Origin of the sequence: Paractinoplanes lichenicola (assembly GCF_016785085.1) — a bacterium.
In the GTDB taxonomy this organism is placed as follows: domain Bacteria; phylum Actinomycetota; class Actinomycetes; order Mycobacteriales; family Micromonosporaceae; genus Actinoplanes; species Actinoplanes lichenicola.
Genome location: NZ_JAENHO010000004.1, coordinates 60,580 through 78,653, shown reverse-complemented (window position 1 = coordinate 78,653; position 18,074 = coordinate 60,580). Strand labels below are relative to the sequence as shown.

Annotated in this window: 14 protein-coding genes; 7 read left to right on the top strand and 7 right to left on the bottom strand. The window is 71.2% G+C overall.

What is annotated here, in order from left to right:
* Positions 1-12 precede the first annotated feature (12 nt).
* The 4 genes from JKJ07_RS13710 to JKJ07_RS13695 form a co-directional block, all read right to left on the bottom strand.
* Positions 13-588 carry a TetR/AcrR family transcriptional regulator gene (locus JKJ07_RS13710; protein ID WP_202991896.1) on the bottom strand — a complete coding sequence of 192 codons (576 nt, stop codon included), beginning with the start codon at positions 586-588 and terminating at the stop codon, positions 13-15.
* Positions 585-1,490, bottom strand: a complete 906-nt coding sequence (locus JKJ07_RS13705) for an NADP-dependent oxidoreductase (RefSeq protein WP_202991895.1) — start codon at positions 1,488-1,490, stop codon at positions 585-587. The genes JKJ07_RS13710 and JKJ07_RS13705 overlap by 4 nt, the downstream gene beginning before the upstream one ends.
* A 64-nt stretch (positions 1,491-1,554) precedes the next feature.
* Positions 1,555-2,157, bottom strand: a complete 603-nt coding sequence (locus tag JKJ07_RS13700) for a hypothetical protein (protein WP_202991894.1) — start codon at positions 2,155-2,157, stop codon at positions 1,555-1,557.
* Entirely contained in the window at positions 2,154-3,017 is an 864-nt protein-coding gene (locus JKJ07_RS13695) for an ATP-binding cassette domain-containing protein (protein ID WP_202991893.1), read from the bottom strand. The genes JKJ07_RS13700 and JKJ07_RS13695 overlap by 4 nt, the downstream gene beginning before the upstream one ends.
* 76 nt (positions 3,018-3,093) lie before the next feature.
* Between JKJ07_RS13695 and JKJ07_RS13690 the strand changes: the two genes are divergently transcribed.
* From JKJ07_RS13690 to JKJ07_RS13670, 5 genes are all read left to right on the top strand, one after another.
* Positions 3,094-5,415 (top strand): SCO7613 C-terminal domain-containing membrane protein, encoded by a 2,322-nt coding sequence (locus JKJ07_RS13690; RefSeq protein ID WP_202991892.1) that lies wholly within the window; start codon positions 3,094-3,096, stop codon positions 5,413-5,415.
* 77 nt (positions 5,416-5,492) lie between these two features.
* Entirely contained in the window at positions 5,493-8,567 is a 3,075-nt protein-coding gene (locus JKJ07_RS13685; protein WP_202991891.1) for a putative bifunctional diguanylate cyclase/phosphodiesterase, read from the top strand.
* A complete protein-coding gene (locus JKJ07_RS13680) occupies positions 8,564-9,826 on the top strand; it encodes an aminotransferase class I/II-fold pyridoxal phosphate-dependent enzyme (protein ID WP_202991890.1) in 1,263 nt (420 codons plus the stop codon). The genes JKJ07_RS13685 and JKJ07_RS13680 overlap by 4 nt, the downstream gene beginning before the upstream one ends.
* Positions 9,823-11,328: an MFS transporter gene (locus tag JKJ07_RS13675; protein ID WP_202991889.1), complete on the top strand. Its 1,506-nt coding sequence runs from the start codon at positions 9,823-9,825 to the stop codon at positions 11,326-11,328. The genes JKJ07_RS13680 and JKJ07_RS13675 overlap by 4 nt, the downstream gene beginning before the upstream one ends.
* A complete protein-coding gene (locus tag JKJ07_RS13670) occupies positions 11,325-11,714 on the top strand; it encodes a nuclear transport factor 2 family protein (protein ID WP_202991888.1) in 390 nt (129 codons plus the stop codon). The genes JKJ07_RS13675 and JKJ07_RS13670 overlap by 4 nt, the downstream gene beginning before the upstream one ends.
* A gap of 99 nt (positions 11,715-11,813) precedes the next feature.
* Here the strand turns inward: JKJ07_RS13670 and JKJ07_RS13665 are convergent, their stop codons facing one another.
* Positions 11,814-12,362: a hypothetical protein gene (locus JKJ07_RS13665; protein ID WP_202991887.1), complete on the bottom strand. Its 549-nt coding sequence runs from the start codon at positions 12,360-12,362 to the stop codon at positions 11,814-11,816.
* A 167-nt stretch (positions 12,363-12,529) separates the two neighbouring features.
* Here JKJ07_RS13665 and JKJ07_RS13660 point away from each other — a divergent pair, with 167 nt between their 5' ends.
* Together JKJ07_RS13660 and JKJ07_RS13655 are read left to right on the top strand one after the other, a co-directional pair.
* Entirely contained in the window at positions 12,530-14,035 is a 1,506-nt protein-coding gene (locus JKJ07_RS13660; RefSeq protein ID WP_202991886.1) for a hypothetical protein, read from the top strand.
* Positions 14,036-14,070: 35 nt separating this feature from the next.
* Positions 14,071-15,030, top strand: coding sequence for a nucleotidyltransferase family protein (locus JKJ07_RS13655; protein WP_202991885.1), 960 nt, complete (start codon positions 14,071-14,073; stop codon positions 15,028-15,030).
* Between the two features lie 42 nt (positions 15,031-15,072).
* Here the strand turns inward: JKJ07_RS13655 and JKJ07_RS13650 are convergent, their stop codons facing one another.
* Entirely contained in the window at positions 15,073-15,321 is a 249-nt protein-coding gene (locus tag JKJ07_RS13650) for a hypothetical protein (RefSeq protein ID WP_202991884.1), read from the bottom strand.
* Positions 15,322-15,395: 74 nt separating this feature from the next.
* Positions 15,396-18,017 (bottom strand): MGH1-like glycoside hydrolase domain-containing protein, encoded by a 2,622-nt coding sequence (locus JKJ07_RS13645; protein WP_307834250.1) that lies wholly within the window; start codon positions 18,015-18,017, stop codon positions 15,396-15,398.
* Positions 18,018-18,074 lie beyond the last annotated feature (57 nt).

Here is an 18,074-nt window from a genome sequence, read left to right as displayed (position 1 = left end):
CGGCCACCACCGTCACGGCTGTGACGCCGAGTGGTCCATGTCACGTCCGCTTCGAAGGATCTCCAGGGCGACGGCGACGGCGGCCTCGAAGGCGACCGGATCTTCCGTGGACGCCGCGACCTGGAACGTCGTCAACGCCATGCGCACCCGCAGCAGCTCCTTCGGCCCCGCGCCGGCCGGGGCGAGGGCCCGCACCAGCTCGGCGGTGCGCTCCCGGACCTCCGCACCGATCGGCAGGTCGCGGACCTCGGCGTAGTTCTGCCGGACGAGCAGGACGAAACCGAAACCCCACTGCTGCTGGAAGGCCGCGTAACGGCGCAGCAGCGCCTCCTCGTCGGCGGCGGTCAGCGGCCGGCCCCGCTCGGCGTCGGCGACCAGGGCGACCACGACGTCGGCGTAGCCGCGCAGAAGCGCGGTGAGGATCTCTTGCTTGGTGCGGAAGTGGAAGTAGACGGCCGCCTTGGTGACCCCGAGCCGGTCGGCGATCTCCCGCAGCGAGGTGACCTGATATCCCTGCTGGGCGAACAGTTCCAGGGCGACGGCGAGCACCCGGTCGCGGGTGTCGGTGCGCCGGTTGTCGGCCCTCACGGGATCAGGACGTGCTTGCCGCGGGCCCGGCCCGACTGGCTGGCGGCCAGGGGCTCGCGCCAGTCCTCCAAGGGGTAGGTGCCGGCGATCGGCATGAAGAGCGTGCCCTGCGCGGCGAGCTCGGCATATCTCGTGAGCACGTCGTAGCGCATGGTCATGCCGGTGCTGCGCACCCCGTGCTCCGTCAGCGCGGCGAAGTCGGTCGCGGTGACGATGTGGGCGGGGTCGGTGACGGTGGTCAGCAGTTCGGGCATCGTGCCGGCCGGCGCGCTGTCGAAGACGAGGTCGACCGGGCCGCCGGCCAGGTCCGAGACGCGGCGGCCGAGCCCTTCGCCGTACGGAACGACCTGGGCCCCGGCCGCGCGCAGCCGGTCGGCGAAGGCCGGGCCGGCGCCGGCGATGACGCGGGCGCCGGAGAGCAGCGCGAGCTGGGCGCCGGCCAGCCCGATCGTGGTCCCGGCCCCGCTGATCAGGACCGTCTTGCCGGAGACGTCACCGAGGACGTCGAGGCCGCGCTGGGCGGTCTCGAAGGCCATCGGCAGCGCGGCCGCCTCGGCCGCGCTCAGCCCGGCGGGCCGGGGATGCCAGTCGGTCATGATGGCCTGCTCGGCGGCGCCGGCCGAGGCCCCGGTGTAGCTGGACGGCCCCAGGACCGGGTCGCCGAGTGCGACCCCGGTGACGCCGGGACCGATGGCGTCGACGATGCCGGAGATCTCTAGGCCGATGCCACGCGGCAGCACCCCGTCGTGCAGGCCACCGCAGATCGCCCAGTCCGCAGGGGTCAGACCGCAGGCTTCGACGGCGACGCGGATCTCGCCGGGACCCGGCTCGGGAACGGCGATGTCGTCCAGCCGCAGGACGTCGGCGGGAGCGCCGTAGGAGTGAAACCGGAGGGCACGCATGCAAACTAGCTTGCCGACCGGCTAGCTTTCTTGTCAAGCGGGCCGGTGACCGGGAAGGCCGGGTTCAGTCGGTGAGGTCGCGGCGGATCGTCCAGAGGGCGATCGCCAGGGCCAGGGTTGTCCAGCCGGCGAAGAACAGCAGGCCGAGGGGGTTGTTGCCGCCGGCCGCGCTCATGAACGTCGTGAACGGGAGGGGCTGTTTGAAGCGGAACGCCAGCCCCTCGGCGAAGACGAACCACGTGCCGTAGCCGATGAACAGCGGGACCGGGCGGCGCAGCAGCGTGCCGCTGGCCACGCCGAAGACGGCGAGGAAAGGTACGGCCGCCAGGGTGCCCGCGAACTGGGCCAGGTCGCCCGAGAGGATGGTCGTCACGCCGCTCACGGCCGTCATCACCAGGCCGATCAGGGTGGCGGCGAGGCACTGGGCGAGCAGGGCGACCCAGCGCCGCGGCCGGCCGAGGAACAGCAGCATCGCCGTACGGTGCTGGTAGTGCTGGGTGGTGGTGACGACCGCGGTGCCGAAGACGCCGAGCGCCACGAAGAGCGACCAGAAGTCGACACTGAACAGCGCGAACGACATGCCGAGGACGATCGCGGCGCCGATCGAGATCCAGTTCGACGGGACGGTCAGGGTGCGGTGGAGCTCGCTGCGCAGCACGGCGATCATGCGGCGGCCGCCAGGTCGAGGAACAGCTTCTCCAGGCTCGGCGTCTCCACCGTCAGCTCGTACAGGGGAACTTGGACGTGCAAAGCGAGCTCGCCGGCGTCCTCGGGGCTGATCCCGGTCACGAACAGCCCGCTCCCGTCGGTTCGCACCGCGGCGCCCGCCTGCTCGAACACCTGCCACAACCGGTGCGGGTCGCGACCCCGTACGCGCAAATGGGACTCGAACGACAGCGGCGCCGCCAGCCGGACCTGGCCGTCGGCGATGATCACGACGTCGTCGATGAGCAGCTCGAGCTCGGCCAGCAGGTGGCTGGAGATGAGCACGGTGCCGCCCGCCTCGGCGTGGTCGCGCAGCAGCCCGCGCAGCCAGGCCATGCCGGACGGGTCGAGGCCGTTGGCCGGCTCGTCGAGCACCAGCACCGGCGGCTCGCCGAGCAGCGCCGTGGCCACCGCGAGCCGCTGCCGCATGCCCAGCGAGTAGTCGCCGGTGCGCATGGTTGCGGCGCCGGCCAGGCCCACGTATTCCAGCAGGTGCTCGGTGCGCTGCTTGCCGACCCCGCTCAGCAGCGCCTGGGTGTGCAGGTGGCCGCGCCCGGTCTGCCCGGGGTGTATCAGGCCCTGCTCGAGCACGGCCCCGACCTGCCGCAGCGGGTCGGTCAGGTCGCGGTAGCGTTGCCCGTTGATCAGGGCGCTGCCGGAGGTGGGCCGGGTGAGCCCGAGCAGCATCCGCAGGGTGGTCGTCTTGCCCGAGCCGTTCATGCCGAGGAAGCCGGTGACGCGCCCGGGGGCGGCCGTGAAGGTCACCTCCCGTACGGCCTCGACCTTGCCGAACCGTTTCGTCAGCGCATTGGTCTCGATCATTGCCGAGCATTATGGCGGGCAACGTTGAGTACGCAAGCTCAACCACTTCCCGGGGCGCCCGGCAAGGATCTGTGGCATGACGTACCCCTGCCCGCACTGCGGAACGCCGGCCTCGCCGGAGAGCGGCTGCCCGTCCTGCGGCCGCGGCCCCGACCCGGACGCGATCGAGGTCGTCCGGGCGGACGCCGAGATCGCCGAGCTGAACCGGCAGCTGCTGGCCGCCCGGCTGGTCGTCTCCGGGCTGGAGACCACGCTGGGGCAGGTATGGAACCGGCGCCAAGCCGCCGCCACGCGAGTCCGAGCCGGCATCGTCCCGGAACATCCGACGAAAGAAACGAGTGGCCGTCTCGTCCAGACCATTCTTTTCGCGCTCGGCGGCCTCCTGCTGGCCGTGGCCGCGATCGTCTTCACCGCGGTGGCCTGGGCCCAGTTCGGCGTGGGCGGACGGGCCGTCGTGCTGGCCGGGTTCACCGGCGCCGCCCTGGCCGTGCCGTTCCTGGCGCTGCGCCGCCGCCTGACGGGCACGGCCGAGACCTTCGCCGCCATCGGCCTGCTGCTGATGCTGCTGGACGGGTACGCCGCCTGGTACGTCAACCTGTTCGGCGTGGCCGACGGCTCCGGCTGGGGCTACGCGGGCGCGGTGTTCGCCGTCACGGCCGCCGTCGCCGCCGGATATGAGCACGTCACCGGCCTGACCGGTCCCCGCTTCGCCGCGCTGCTGACGGCCCAGCCGGTGCTCCCGGTGCTGGTCGCGGCGGCCGAACCCGGCCCGGCGGTCTGGGGCTTCACCTTCGCCGCGGTGGCCGCTCTCAACGTCGCCGTCCTGGCCGTCAGGCGCGGCGGTCTCGGCCTGACCGCCGTCCTCGCGGGCAGTCTGGCCGCCCTCGTCGCGGCCCAGTTCGCCCTGGCCGGCCTGTTCGACACGGAGGACCCGGCGCTGGCCGCCGCCCGCGGCGCGGCGTTGCTGACCGCCGCGCTCGTCGTGCTGGCCGGAGCCCTGGTCGCCGCCGCTCCGGTGGCCCGGCAGATCGCGAGCGGCCTGCTGGTCGTGGCGCTGGCCGTCGCCGCGGGCCGGGTGGCCGTGCTGCTGGCCCCGGCCGAGCTCAACGCCCTGCCCGTGATCGCCGCGGTCGTGCTGGCGCTGGCCGTGCTGGTCATGGTCGTGCCGCAGGCCGGTCTGGGCGCCCGCCTCGGGGCCGTCGCCGCTTTGTCCACGCCCGCCGCGTTCGCCTTCGGCTGGACCATGGTCGAGGCGTTCCGCATGCTGCTGCTCGCCCACTTCGACGAGGCGCAGCCGAGCGAGGGGTGGTCCCTGCCGATCGCCCTGGCCCTGCTCGGCGCGGCCGCGGTCGTGCTGATGCCCGCGGCCGGGCGGGTCACCGCGGCCCTGGCCACGGTGGGCCTGATCGTCCTGACCGGCCTGCAGCTGCCCTGGTGGTGCGCCCCGATCCTGGCCCTGGCGGTCGTCGCGGCGGCCCTGGCGGTGACGCTGCGGGTCAGCCGCTCCGCCGTCTTCGTCGCCCTCCCGCTCACGGTGTACGCGATCGCGGCCGGCTTGGCCGAGCCCGGTGTGGCCGCTGCCGTCTTCGCCGCCGTGGCCGCGCTCGGCTGCGCCACCGCGGTCCTGGCCCGGGGCGATCTGCGCACCGGCAGCCTGCTGGCCGGTCTGCTGGCCGTGCCCGCCGCCGCCTGGATGGGAGCGGCCGCGCTCACCGACGACCTCCTGCCGCAGGCGCTCGCCGTCCTGGCCGCGTCGGCCCTGGTCACCGTGGTCCGCAAGTGGCCGGCCGAGGTCGCCGCGCACACCGGCGCGACGCTCGCCCTCCTGCTGGTCGTCGAGGACGCCGAGCGCGCCGCCATCGTGCTCGGCCTGTGGGGCCTGGTGCTGGGGGTGCGGGCGCGACGCCGGGGCTACCTGCTCGCCGCCGTGGCCGCCGAGGTGGTCGCCGGCCTCCTGGTGCTCGCGGCCAACGGCGTCACCACGCTGGAGGCGTACACGGTGCCGGCGGCCGCCGTCGCCCTGCTGGCCGGTCTGCTCTTCGGCCGCGGCGCCTCGAGCTGGGTCGCCTACGGCCCGGCGCTGGCCGCCGCGCTGCTGCCCAGCCTGGCCTCGGTGCTCGCCGCCGACGACCAATACCTGCGGCGGCTGCTGCTCGGGGTGGCGGCGGTGGCGATCCTGGTCGCCGGGGCGGTCTTCCGGCTGCGGGCGCCCGTGCTGGCCGGCGGCGGGGTCCTGGTCGTGCTGGCCCTGCACGAGCTGGCCCAGCTGTGGGATCTCATCCCGCGGTGGATCCCGCTGGCCGTGGCCGGGCTGCTGCTCGTGCTGATCGCCACCACGCTCGAGCGCCGCCGCCACGACCTGCACCGATTCCGCAACGTGATCCAGAAGATGAGCTGACCGACCCTCCTCAACAACCGCCACCGTGTGCCGATCAGTGGGGCTCAGTCGGACCCCACGCACGGATCGGAGCACGGATGTCGGCCAAGCGCATGCAGGCGTGTTTCGGCGCCTGGATCGTCGCCCTGACCGTCGTGTTCTACACGTTGCCGCAGTACAGCATGTATACGTGGGCCACGATCGGGCTGTCGGCGTCGGCCATGGTGCTCGTCGGCATCCGGGTGCATCGGCCCGCGCGGCGGCTGCCCTGGTTCCTGTTGTCGGCCGTCGTCGCCAGCTTCACGCTCGGCGACACGACCTACAACGTGCTCACCGACTTCCTCGGCGACACGAACCCGTTCCCGTCCCTGGCCGACCTGTTCTATCTGGCCGTCTATCCGATGCTGGCCGCGGCGCTGCTGATCTTCATCCGCGCCCGCTCGGGCACCGACAACCGCGCCGCCCTGCTCGACGCGCTGGTGCCCACGGCCGGCATGGGCCTGCTCTCGTACGTCTTCCTGATCTCCCCGTACGTGCACGACACCGACCTGACGTTCCTGGAGAAGGCCGTCTCCTGCGGTTACCCGCTGGGCGACGTGCTGGCCCTGGCCATGTTCGCCCGGCTGCTGACCGCGGGGGGCCGCAAGCCGGTCGCGCTGACCGTCCTGTTCGTCGGCGTCTCCAGCCTGCTGGTCACCGACGTGCTCTACGGCCTGCGGCAGCTCGCCGGCACGTGGCAGGTCGGCGGCCCGGTCGACGCCGGCTGGGTGCTGTTCTACACCGCCATCGCGATGTCGGCCCTGCACCCCTCGATGCGCGAGCTGACCTTCAGCGAGCGGGTCACCCCGACCCCGGCCGGCGGCCGCCGCCTGGCCCTGATGTCGATCGCCGCCCTGATCGCCCCGGCCGTCCTGTTCATCGAGGACCTGGGCGGCGGGGTCAAGGACGCCCCGATGATCGCCACCGCGTCCGGCGTGATGTTCCTGCTCGTGATGGCCCGTGTGGCCGGCCTGATGCAGTCGCAGCGCGAGACCGCGGCCCGCGAGCGCACCCTGCGCCTGACCGGGGCCGACCTGGTCGCGGCGAGCAGCGTCGTCGAGGCCGGGGCCGCGCTGCGCCAGGCGATCGCCGACATCGTGCCGGACGGCGAGGACTACCGCTTCCACATGCGCGGCGTCGACGCCGACCCGGGCACCCCGACCGGCGTCATGTCGACCAGCCTGGTCTGGCTGGCCGACCTGCCGGCCGCGGTCCGCGCCGAGCTGGGCGACTTCGACTGGGTGCTGCGGGCCGAGTCGATCGCCGCCGGTCGTACGGCCGACGGGCCGCCCCGCCGCCACCAGGTCTACCTGTCCGGCTCGGAGGAGCTGCTGACCGCGCTCGAGCCGTCCTTCGAGGCGCTGATGGCCCAGGGCACGATGGCCGTCGAGCGGATCACCCTGACCGACGAGGTGAACCGGCGCAGCAGCGAGGACTACTTCCGCGCCCTGATCCAGAGCGCGTCCGACGTGATCCTCATCGTCGGCGACGACGAGACCATCCGGTACGCCAGCCCGTCCGCCCTGCCCGTCTTCGGGCGCACCGACCTGGTCGGCATGCCGCTGGCGAAGCTGATCGCGGCCACCGACCACGCCGAGCTGCGGCACCTGCTCGACCAGGTGCGCGACGGCCGCGGCCCGCGCGACGGCGTCGACCTGACCGCCATCTCGGGCGACGACCTGCTGCTGCAGGTCGAGTGCACGTGCCGCGACCTGCGCGACGAGCCGGCCGTGGACGGCCTGGTCGTCACCATCCGCGACGTCACCGAGCGCCGCCGCCTCGAGAACGACCTGGCCCACCAGGCGTTCCACGACGCGCTGACCGGCCTGGCCAACCGCGCCCTGTTCCAGAACCGGCTCGAGCACGCGGCGACGTACGCCGCCGAGCGCCGGCACGAGGTGGCCGTCCTGTTCGTCGATCTCGACGACTTCAAGGAGGTCAACGACACGCTCGGGCACGCCGCCGGCGACCAGTTGCTGACCGCCGCGGGCCGGCGCATCACCGAGGCCGTCGGGCCGCTGAGCACCGTGGCCCGCACCGGCGGGGACGAGTTCGCCGTGCTGCTCGACCACGTCGGCGGCGACGACGAGCCCGAGCGGATCGCCGAGCTGATCGTGGCCGTGCTGGCCCAGCCGATCGAGGTCACCGACGCCACCGGCGCCACCCACCTGGTCAACGGGGCCGCCAGCGTCGGCCTGGCCACCAGCGGCGAGGCGGCCGGGATCAGCGAGCTGCTGCGCCGGGCCGACGTGGCCATGTACGGCGCCAAGACCGAGGGCAAGAACACCTGGCAGCGCTACCAGGACCAGATGCACGAGGCGATGCTGCGCCGGCTCGAGATGCGCTCCGCGCTCAACGAGGCGGTCGCGGGCGGCCAGATGCGGCTGCGCTTCCAGCCGATCGTCGACCTGCCCACCGGCGAGGTGGCCGGCCTGGAGGCGCTCGTGCGCTGGCAGCACCCGGCCCGCGGCCTGCTCGGCCCGAACGAGTTCATCGAGCTCTCCGAGGAGAACGGCTCGGTCGTGGCGATCGGCGGGTGGGTGCTGCGCGAGGCGCTGCGCACCTTCGCCGAGTGGCGGCGCACCGAGTTCGGCAGCCACATGCGCTACGTCAGCGTCAACGTCTCGGCCCGCCAGTTCCGTACGCCCGGCTTCGTCGACGAGGTGCGCTCGGTCATCGCCGACACCGGCGCGCGGCCCGAATGGCTGCTGCTGGAGGTCACCGAGAGCCTGGTGCTGCACGACGCCGACCAGGTCTGGCGCGACCTCGGCGAGCTGCGCGCGATGGGCGTCCGGATCGCCATCGACGACTTCGGCACCGGCTACTCGTCGCTGAGCTACCTGAGCCAGATGCCGGTCGACGTCCTGAAGATCGACAAGTCGTTCATCGACGACATCCTCGACAGCCGGCAACAGATGGCGCTGGTCGAGACCATCGTCAACCTCGCCCGCACGCTCGAGCTGTCGGTCGTGGCCGAGGGCATCGAGCTCGACGGGCACCGCGCCGCGCTCAAGGAGATGGGCTGCTCGTACGGGCAGGGCTATCTCTTCTCGAAACCGATCACCTCCGACGAGTTCCAGGAATACCTCCGCTCCCGTAAGACCTCCACCCCCGTTCTGGAAGGAAAGTCATGACCCACGCTCCCACCCCTGGTGACGGTCTCGAGTTCGTCAAGCGCGACGGACGCTGGGCCGACCTGGAGCGGCTCCGCAGCGGCAACCCGATGTACGACGCCACGATCGAGGAGATCAAGGGCCGCCGGATCCGCGTGGGCGACCACTGGCTGGCCGACTTCGCGTCGTGCAACTACCTCGGCTTCGACCTGGAGCCCGAGATCATGGACGCGATCGCCCCCGAGGTCGCGCGCTGGGGCACCCACCCGAGCTGGTCCCGCCTGCTCGGCAACCCCGCCCTCTACCCGCAGATCGAGGAGAAGCTGACCGCGCTGCTCGACGCGCCCGACACGCTCGTCCTGCCCACGATCACGCACATCCACATGTCGGTGCTGCCGATCCTGGCCGGCAAGGGCATGGTCTTCCTCGACTCGCAGGCCCACAAGACGATCTACGACGGCTCCATGTACGCCCGCGGCCTCGGCGCGACGGTCGTGCGGTTCCGCGCCAACGACCACGAGCACCTGCGCGAGCTGCTCAAGGCCGCGCCGGCGGGCGTGTCCAAGATCGTGGCGATGGACGGCGTCAACAGCATGACCGGCAACGCGCCCGACCTGAAGGCGTTCGCCGCCGTGGCCCGCGAGTACGGCGCGCTGCTGTACGTCGACGACGCGCACGGCTTCGGCGTGATCGGCGAGCGGGCGGCCAACGAGAAGAGCCCGTACGGTCTCAAGGGCAACGCGATCGTCAAGTACTCGGGCGAGACGTACGACAACGTCGTGCTCGTGGGCGGCTTCTCCAAGTCGTACTCGTCGCTGCTGGCCTTCCTGGCCCTGCCGACCTGGCTCAAGAACCACCTCAAGGTGTCGGCCCCGCCGTACCTCTACTCGGGTCCGGCCCCGACCGCGTCGCTGGCCACGGTCAACGCCGGCCTCGACCTCAACGAGAAGCGTGGCGACGACATCCGCGCCGACCTCTACCGCAAGACGATGAAGGTGCTGGACCACGTACGGGGCCTGGGTGTCTTCACGCCGAACACCGGCACCACCCCGGTGATCGAGCTGCCGCTGGCCGCGGGCGAGGACATCGACGCCGTCGGCAAGCTGCTGTGGGACCGCGGCATCTACGTCACCCTGGCCGCCTACCCGCTCGTGCCCCGCGACCAGGTCGGCTTCCGGGCCCAGGTCACGGCGGCCAACGACGACTCCGAGCTCGACGAGCTGAACGCCGTGATCACCGAACTGCACGCAGCGGGCAAGCTGCGCCGCGTCGAGCAGTGATCTTCCGCGGTCCGCTGGCACCGCTCCGGCACCGCCAGTTCCGGCTCCTGTGGACCGGGATGAGCGCCTCGCTCGTGGGCGACGGGGTCCTCCTCGTCGCCCTCGCGTGGCAGGTCTACGACCTGTTCGGCACGCCCGCCGCCATGTCGGCGGTGGGCGTGGCCCTCTCCTTGCCCCAGGTCGCGACGCTGCTGTTCGGCGGCGTGATCAGCGACCGGCTCGACCCGCGCAAGGTCATGCTCTTCTCCGACCTGATCCGCCTCGCGGTGATGGCGGCGCTGGCCGCGCTCTCGCTCACCGGTCAGCTGACCTCGCTGTGGCAGATCCTCGCCCTGACCGCGCTCTACGGCGCGGCGGCGGGCTTCTTCGGCCCGGCCTTCGACGCCACCGTGCCCAAGCTGGTGCCGGCCGGTGACCTGGTCGCGGCGAACTCGCTCGACCAGTTCGTCCGCCCGGCCGGGGCGCAGATCTTCGGGCCCATGCTGGCCGGCGCGGTCATCGCGATCGGCGGCTCGGGCTGGGCGTTCGCGGTCGACGCGGTCACGTTCGCGCTGTCGGTGGCCTGCCTGCTGCTGATGCGCAAGCTGCCCCTGGTGGCGGCCGACCCGGGCGACGAGCCGGCCGAGTCGATCTGGCAGGAGATGAAGTCGGGCATCCGCTTCGTCCGCAGCCAGGTGTGGTTGTGGGGCACGTTCCTGTCGGCCACGTTCACCTACCTGCTCTTCGTGGGCCCGACCGAAGTTCTTCTCCCGTACGTGGTGAAGCACGAGCTCGGCCTCAACGCGTCGGCACTCAGCCTGATCCTCACGTCCGGCGGCATCGGCGCGATCGCGGCGGCCATGACGGTCGGGTGGATCGGCATCCCCAAGCGGTTCATGTCTTACACGTACGGGGTCTGGGCCGTCGCCACGCTGGCCGTGGCCGGCTACGGCGCGGCGAGTCAGACGTGGCAGCTCGCCGTGGCCTGCGTGCTGGTCAACGGCCTCGAGGCGGCCGGCACCGTGGCCTGGGCGACGACCAAGCAGCGGTTCGTCCCCGAGCACATGCTGGGCCGGGTCTCCAGCGTCGACTGGTTCGTCTCGACCGCCCTGCTGCCCCTGTCCTACGCCCTGGCCGCCCCGGTCGCCCACTGGATCGGCGTCCGCCCCACCCTGATCGGCGCCGGCCTGCTGGGCGCGGTCGTGACCATCGGATTTTTGTTCCTGCCCGGCATGCGCCGCTTGGAGGAGAACGCCATGTACGAACCCCGCCACATGTCCGACGACGAGGAACCCGCCACGTCGGCCGACTACGAGCCGCGCCACCTGGTCTACATCGAGCACCCGTCGCCGGCCCCGGCTCCGGCCGACGTCGCCGCTCCGGCCCCGGCTCCGGCCGACGTCGCCGCTTCGGCTTCGGCTCCGGCCGACGTCGCCGCTTCGGCTCCGGCTCCGGCTCCGGACGCCGATTCTGCTGAGGAGGCCGCCCCGGCCGCCGACGATCGCGAGCCGGTCCCCGCATGACCGGCGGCGGCCCGGCCCAGGCCGTGCACGACCTGAGCGAGGCCTTCGCCGCCCGCGACCTCAACGCGGCCCTGGCCTGCTTCACCCCCGGCGACGACATCGCCTACGCCGGCTCGGAACTCACCGAGACGGCAACCGGCCGCGCCGCCCTGACCACCCTGCTCGGCGACGTCTTCCTACGCCCCGAGTCGTACGCGTGGAAGGCCGGCGACATCGTGATCCACCGCTTCGGCGACCACGCGTACGTCTTCGCCGAGGCATCCGGCGTAGCCCGCCCCGACGAAGGCACCGAAGAGAACTTCCCCTACCGGGTGTCGGGCCTGGTGGAGCAGGTGGGCGGCCGCTGGCTCTGGCGTCACTGCCAGGGCGGCGAACCATCCACCTGAGACCCGGCACCCCAACGCGGGGATCTGGGGAAACGGCCGGCCGGTGAGGCTCTCACCGGCCGGCCGTTCAGGTGTTCCAATCAGATCTTCGGTCGCTGACTAACCGCGGCCGATCCGACGCAGCACCCAGGAACTCCACATCAGACGGCGCACACCGAAGCGGTAGCGGGTAGCGAGTTGAAATCGGGTGGCGATCGCACCCACCTCGCGTGGGCCGAAGTCCTTCAGGACCATTCCCGCTGCGGTGGTGACCGGCGGCGCCGACCAGGCCTCGACACAGGCCGGCGCGACCAGTGCCGAGATGTCGCGCACGCAGCCGTCAAAGACCGTGACGAGGGCGCGGCTGTCGGTGGCGATCCAGCCGGCGATCTGCGCACGTTCCTCCTGCAGGGTATGCCCGCGTTCGGCGAGGGCGGCCCGGGTGGCCGGCTCGTCGTCGGTGCGGCGGCGGATCCGGTACGGGTATTCGCCCCAGGCGACCAGGTACCGCACCGCCTCGGCGTACCGATCGCGCCGCAGGCTCGCGTTCGCCCGCATGTTGCCGGACACGGTGGTGATGAGCGCCGCGACGACCCCGGAGGTGATCACCGCGACCAGGACGGTGACACTGGCCGGTGTCGCGGCCGCTCCGGGCGCCGCCGCAACCATGTGCATCACCATTGCGTCTCCCGTCGCGACCAGCCGGGCAGCCGGCGTTCCACAGTCACCTTATGATCATTTAACGGTGCGAAGGTGACCGATTTCTGACAGCCGCGGTCGATGCCGGGAACAGTATTCTGAGCGCCCGACACAGCACCGTGCCGTTGAGGAGCGCGATGTCAGGCCGTACCGATGCCCGCCCGGCCGCCGGATCTGGCCTGATCTTCGTACGGTCGTCGACCGACAGTGCGCGGCAGTTCTTCGCCGCTCTCGGAATGACCGGCAACGAGCCGTTCTGGACCACGTCCGGGCACGAGCGCGCGAAGGAGATCATGCGCGGTCTGCTCGTGCGGATCGCCGCGCAAGGCGCCGTTCCCATCCTGCTGAACTCGTACCCCATGTTGCGCACGGTGGCCAAGGCAGTGGCCGACATCGCGGCGGCGTTCGACCAGCAGATCTCCGAGGACGAGGCGCGCCGGTTCGTCCGCGACTGCCTGGCCGCCCGGCCCGTGATCACCACGCTGCAGGCGACTCGCAAGACGATCGCGGGCCTGGTGCAGGCGGCGGTGGCGCCCACCGTGGCGGGATACGCCGGGATGTCCGCAGTCGACGGCGCCTGGTCGGCCGCGCACGCGCGCACCGTGGGCCGGGCCGCCGTGGCATATTACGGCGGCGGCGCGAAGGGGTCAGTTCGAGCGTTGGCCCGGCGCATCGCCAAATCCGGCGACGAGTACGACCAGCAGCGACGTCGGCGCACCACACTGCCCACCTCGGTCGAGGCGGAACACCACCGCCGCCTGACTGAGCTGGCGCGGTCCGAGGTCGGGTGCGTCGCGCTGCGGTATGTGCTGCGCCGGCACTCGGACCTTGCGAGCGATGTGTACGACTTCATGGCCGCCAATGAGATGACCTCGCTCGGCGAGTTCACCGCGCAGCGATTGCGATTGCTCGACGACGAGTCCGGCACGGCGGCCCGGCTGTGGCGGTCGCTGCTCGAGGAGCTCGATCTGGCCGCCCTGGTCGGCATGGTGACCGCCCCGGCCCCTCCGGACGCCGCCCTGGTCCGGCGGCTGCTGGCGGTGACGCCCGGGGACGGCCTGCTGGTGGAGCCGCTCAACCGCGCCGACGCCTACCACCTGCCCAGCTCCAGCCCGGCTGAAGGCGTGCTGTACGTGCCGCATCCTCGGGCCGCGCGGGTGCTCTATCCGGCGGCGACCTACCACCGTGACATCTTCCTCGGCAAGGTCACCGAGGCGGTCCGGCTACTCGCCGGACTCGGTGCCCGCCAGGTGCACATCGAGCACGAGGACGGCCACTCCGCCGATTGGCTCGGCTCGCTCGGCGCACCTCAGTGGGGTGCCGAGGTGCACACCGGTGGGGAGCACTCGGTGAGCGGGTCGCTCCTGCTGTCCGCCCGGTTCCCCGGCCACTCACAGCCGACGGTGCCTGACGACCTGCTGTGGTACGACTACGAACCCGGCTGGCAGGCCTTCGGCGAGGGACGAATTCGGCACCGCCAGCGCGACGGCCGGCTGGTGGTGTCACACACTGAGGACACGCGGCTGGACAGCCGGGTCTCGGCGAAAATGGTCCAGCTCGGCCTGGACACCAGCGTGCTCGCGCAGCTGCACACCCGGCAGACCACGACGTGGACGCTGTCCGCAGTGTTCCCCGAGGACTGACAACGGCGATGTGGCGGAAACCGATCACCGACGCCATGCTCGAGACCTGGTCGCGGGCGCCGGACCGGCAAGCGGCGGATCAGACGTTCATGCGGTACTGCGACCTTCTGCGCGCGGCCCTGCAATACCTGCCAGTGCGATATCGCCTCGTCGCCCAGGGCTCCTACGCCAACCGGACCAATGTGGCTCTGGGGCCGGAGCTGAGAGCCGCCCTTCGACGGATCGACGAAAGTCCCGAATTGCCGCGTGGCGACATCGACATAGTGGTCGAGATCGCCGACCCGGCGTTCCACGTCGAGGGCGCCTTCGGGCACGAGGTTGCCGCGTACCGGAGGTGGCACGGCCTACGGGAGCACCTCAGCGCGGCCCTCAAAAGAATGGACCCCGGATCTCGGATCACATCAGGCCCACGAGCGATCCGAATCGTCCCCCCCAACGGTGATTTCGAGGTCGACATCATCGTCGCGTTGCGCTGCGCGGACCGGCCCGGCACGCTGGTGTTCTGGACCGTCCCGGACAACTCGGCGATCGAGGACACAGTCCGGGTCCTGGCCTACCCGGAGGCCCACCGCCAAGCGATCGACGACGGCGACGTCCAGCTGCGGCGCCAGTTCCGGCCGCTGGCGCGGGCGCTGAAGGCGGCGACCGCGTACGCCCGGGCGTATCCCTGTCGCGAGCAACGCCGCCGGCCGACCGGCGGCATGATCGACCCTCATAAGTTCACTGGACTGCGCTCTCAGTACACGGCCGGCTGGCATCTGGAGAGCCTGCTGCACAATCTGGGCCCAGAGGTGATCCACGGCAGAATACCGGCCGCGTTCGACCGGGTCGTCCGCTTCATCCACCGGCTCGAGTACGCCGATTTCGCCCGCCTCGACCTGCAACCCATCGTCGGGCACGCCGAAGAGGACCCGGACTGGCAGGCATGGCGGGCCGCACCGCTGTACCTGTTGATGTTCGAGCTGGCCTGTCAGCGCACCGCCCGGGCATGGTGAACGCCCGGCTCCACCGGGAACCGGGCGTTCGACGGACGCGGGTCAGGAGGCGTTGAGGAGGATGGCGCCCAGGACCATGCCCAGCACGGCGCCCACGGCGCCCGCGGCGGCGGCGTACCAGCCGAGGGGGCGGTCGCCCAGGTAGCCGCCGACCAGGCCGAGCACGATGGCGACCAGGCCCATCACCGGCGGCAGGAACAGGACGGCCAGCGCGGCGAACACGAAGGCGATGATGGTGCAGACGCGGGCGCCGGTCACGGAGCCGGTGCGGCGGGAGGTCATCTGGGACATCGGAGCTTCCTTCCCCGTCAGGAGTGGTTCGTTGGTGTCCTTTGTGTACCCCCGGCGCGGGCGCGGCTAAACAATCATCGGCGGCGCAGGGTGAGGATCAGGTCGACTACCAGGGCCGTCCAGCCGGTCTGGTGCCACGCGCCGAGGCCGGCGCCGTTGTCGCCGTGGAAGTACTCCGGGAAGACGATCAGGTCTTTCCAGTCGGGGTGGGTCTGCAGGATGTGGTTGGCGCCGTAGATCGGGCGCTTACCCGAAGAGTCAGGCAGGAACAGGGAGATCAGGCGGCGGGAGACGTCGTCGGCCACCTCGGCCAGGGGCACCTTGCGTTGCGAGCCGGTCGGGTATTCGGCCTTCATGTCGTCGCCGAAGAAGTCGGCGTATTCGCGCAGGGCCTCGACCAGCAGATAGTTGACGGGCATCCAGACCGGGCCGCGCCAGTTGGAGTTGCCGCCGAACAGGCCGCTCGTCGATTCGGCCGGTTCGTAGCCGACGGTGAAGTCCGAGCCGCCCAACGAGACGGTGAACGGCTTCTCCAGGTGACTGCGCGACAGGGTCCTGATCCCGTACGGGGAAAGGAACTCCTCGGGATCCAGCATGCGGGCCAGAATGCGGAGCAGTTGCTCCTGGCCGACCATCGAGAGCAGGCGCTGCTGGCGGCCCTCGGGTGAGATCCGGCGCGCGCTGATGACGTCGGCGTATTCGCCTTGCGAGGCCTGCAACCACCGTAGGCGCGCGTGCAGCTCGGGCAGCCGGTTGAGGGTGGCGGCGGAGAGCCTGGTGGTGGCCGCGAGCGGCAGCAGGCCGACGATCGAGCGCACCTTGAGCGGCAGCTTGTGACCGTCGGGCAGGCGCAGCTGGTCGTAGAAGAAGCAGTCCTCGTCGTCCCACAAGCCTTGCCGATACGCGGCCTCGGCGATGTACGCGAAGTGCTCGAAGAACTTCGTCGCCATGTCCTCGTACGTACGGTCGTGCAGGGCCAGCCGGATCGCCATGTCGAGCAGGTTGAGCGCGTACATGGCCATCCAGCCGGTGCCGTCGGACTGCTCGAGCACCCCGGCCACGGGCAGCGCGGCCGAGCGGTCGAACGGGCCCACGTTGTCGAGCCCGAGGAAGCCGCCCTCGAAAACGTTGTTGCCACCCACGTCCTTGCGGTTGACCCACCACGTGAAGTTGAGCAGCAGCTTGTGCATGACCCGGGCCAGGAAGTCGTGGTCCCGCCCGCCGTCGATCTCGAAGACCCGCAGCGCGGCCCAGGCGTGCACGGGCGGGTTGACGTCGGCGAAGGACCACTCGTATGCGGGGATCTGCCCGTTGGGGTGCATGTACCACTCGCGCAGCAGCAACAGCAGCTGGCTCTTGGCGAAGGCGGGGTCGACGCGGGCGATCGACACGGTGTGGAAGGCCAGGTCCCATGCCGCGTACCAGGGGTATTCCCACGGGTCGGGCATCGAGATGACGTCGAAGCTGTTCATGTGCCACCAGGCGTTGTTGCGCCCGTAGCGCCGGCCGGGCGGCGGGGGCGCCGAACCCGGGTCGCCGGTGAGCCACTGCTTGACGTCGAAGTGGTAAAACTGCTTGCCCCACATCAGCCCGGCCACGCCCTGCCGCGCCACGGCCGCCTCCTCGGGCGAGGCCGCGGCGGGGATCAGGTCAGCGAAGAACTCGTCGGCTTCCGCGCGCCGGGAAAGCATCACCGACGACCAGCCGTCACCCAGGTCGAGCGGGCCGAGCTCGTCCTCGTCCTGGGTCAGGCGCAACCGGATCGTCCGGCTCTCCCCCGGCTCCAACGTCAGCAGGTAGTGCAGGGAGCCCTTGGTGCCCTCGAGGTCCGGGTTGATCGTGGGCGCGCCGGACACCAGGTAGTCGTTGATGCCGTCCTTGGGATACAGGCTCTTGCCGGGCTGACCCCACAGGCGTTGCGCGTTGGTCTCGTTGTCGCACAGCAACGGGGTCGCTTCCGAAGAACCGACAAGAACGATGTGCCCGAGCGTGCGGTGCCGGCCGGCCAGACGCCCCGGGCTGCCTTTCAGCACCGGGACGGGACGGTTGGGCAGGCCCCACGACCAGGTGTTGCGGAACCACAGCGTGGGCAGCACGTGCAGCGAGGCGGTCTCGGGTCCGCGGTTCGACACGGTGACGGCGACGCACATGTCGCGCGGCGAGGCCTTGGCGTAGTCGACGGTGACGGCCCAGAACCGGTCGTCGTCGAAGATGCCGGTGTCGACCAGCTCGTACTCCGACTCCTCGCGGGAGCGCTGGCCGTTGACGCGCACCAGTTGGTCGTACGGGAAAGGCTCTTGGGGGTAGTGATAACGCCAGGTCATCCACGAGTGGGTGGGCGTGGAGTCCTGATACCACCAGTATTCCTTGGCGTCCTCGCCGTGGTTGCCGCCGTCGCCGCCGAGGCCGAACATGCGCTCCTTGAGGATCGGGTCGCGCCCGTTCCACAGGGCCAGCCCGAAGCAGAACGTCTGGCGCTCGTCGCAGACCCCGGCCATGCCGTCGTCGTTCCACCGGTACGCCCGGGAGCGCGCGTGGTCGTGCGGAAAATAATCCCAGGCCGTGCCGTGTTCGCTGTAGTCCTCCCGGACCGTGCCCCACGCGCGTTCGGCCAGGTAGGGCCCCCAGGCCCGCCACGGCTGCTCACCCGAGTCCGCCTGCGCCAGCCGGGAACGCTCCCCCACGCGGTGCCTCACCCCTACATAATCCGACGACTTCTCAGAGTCTCACTGCCCGGTGTTACATGTGATGAC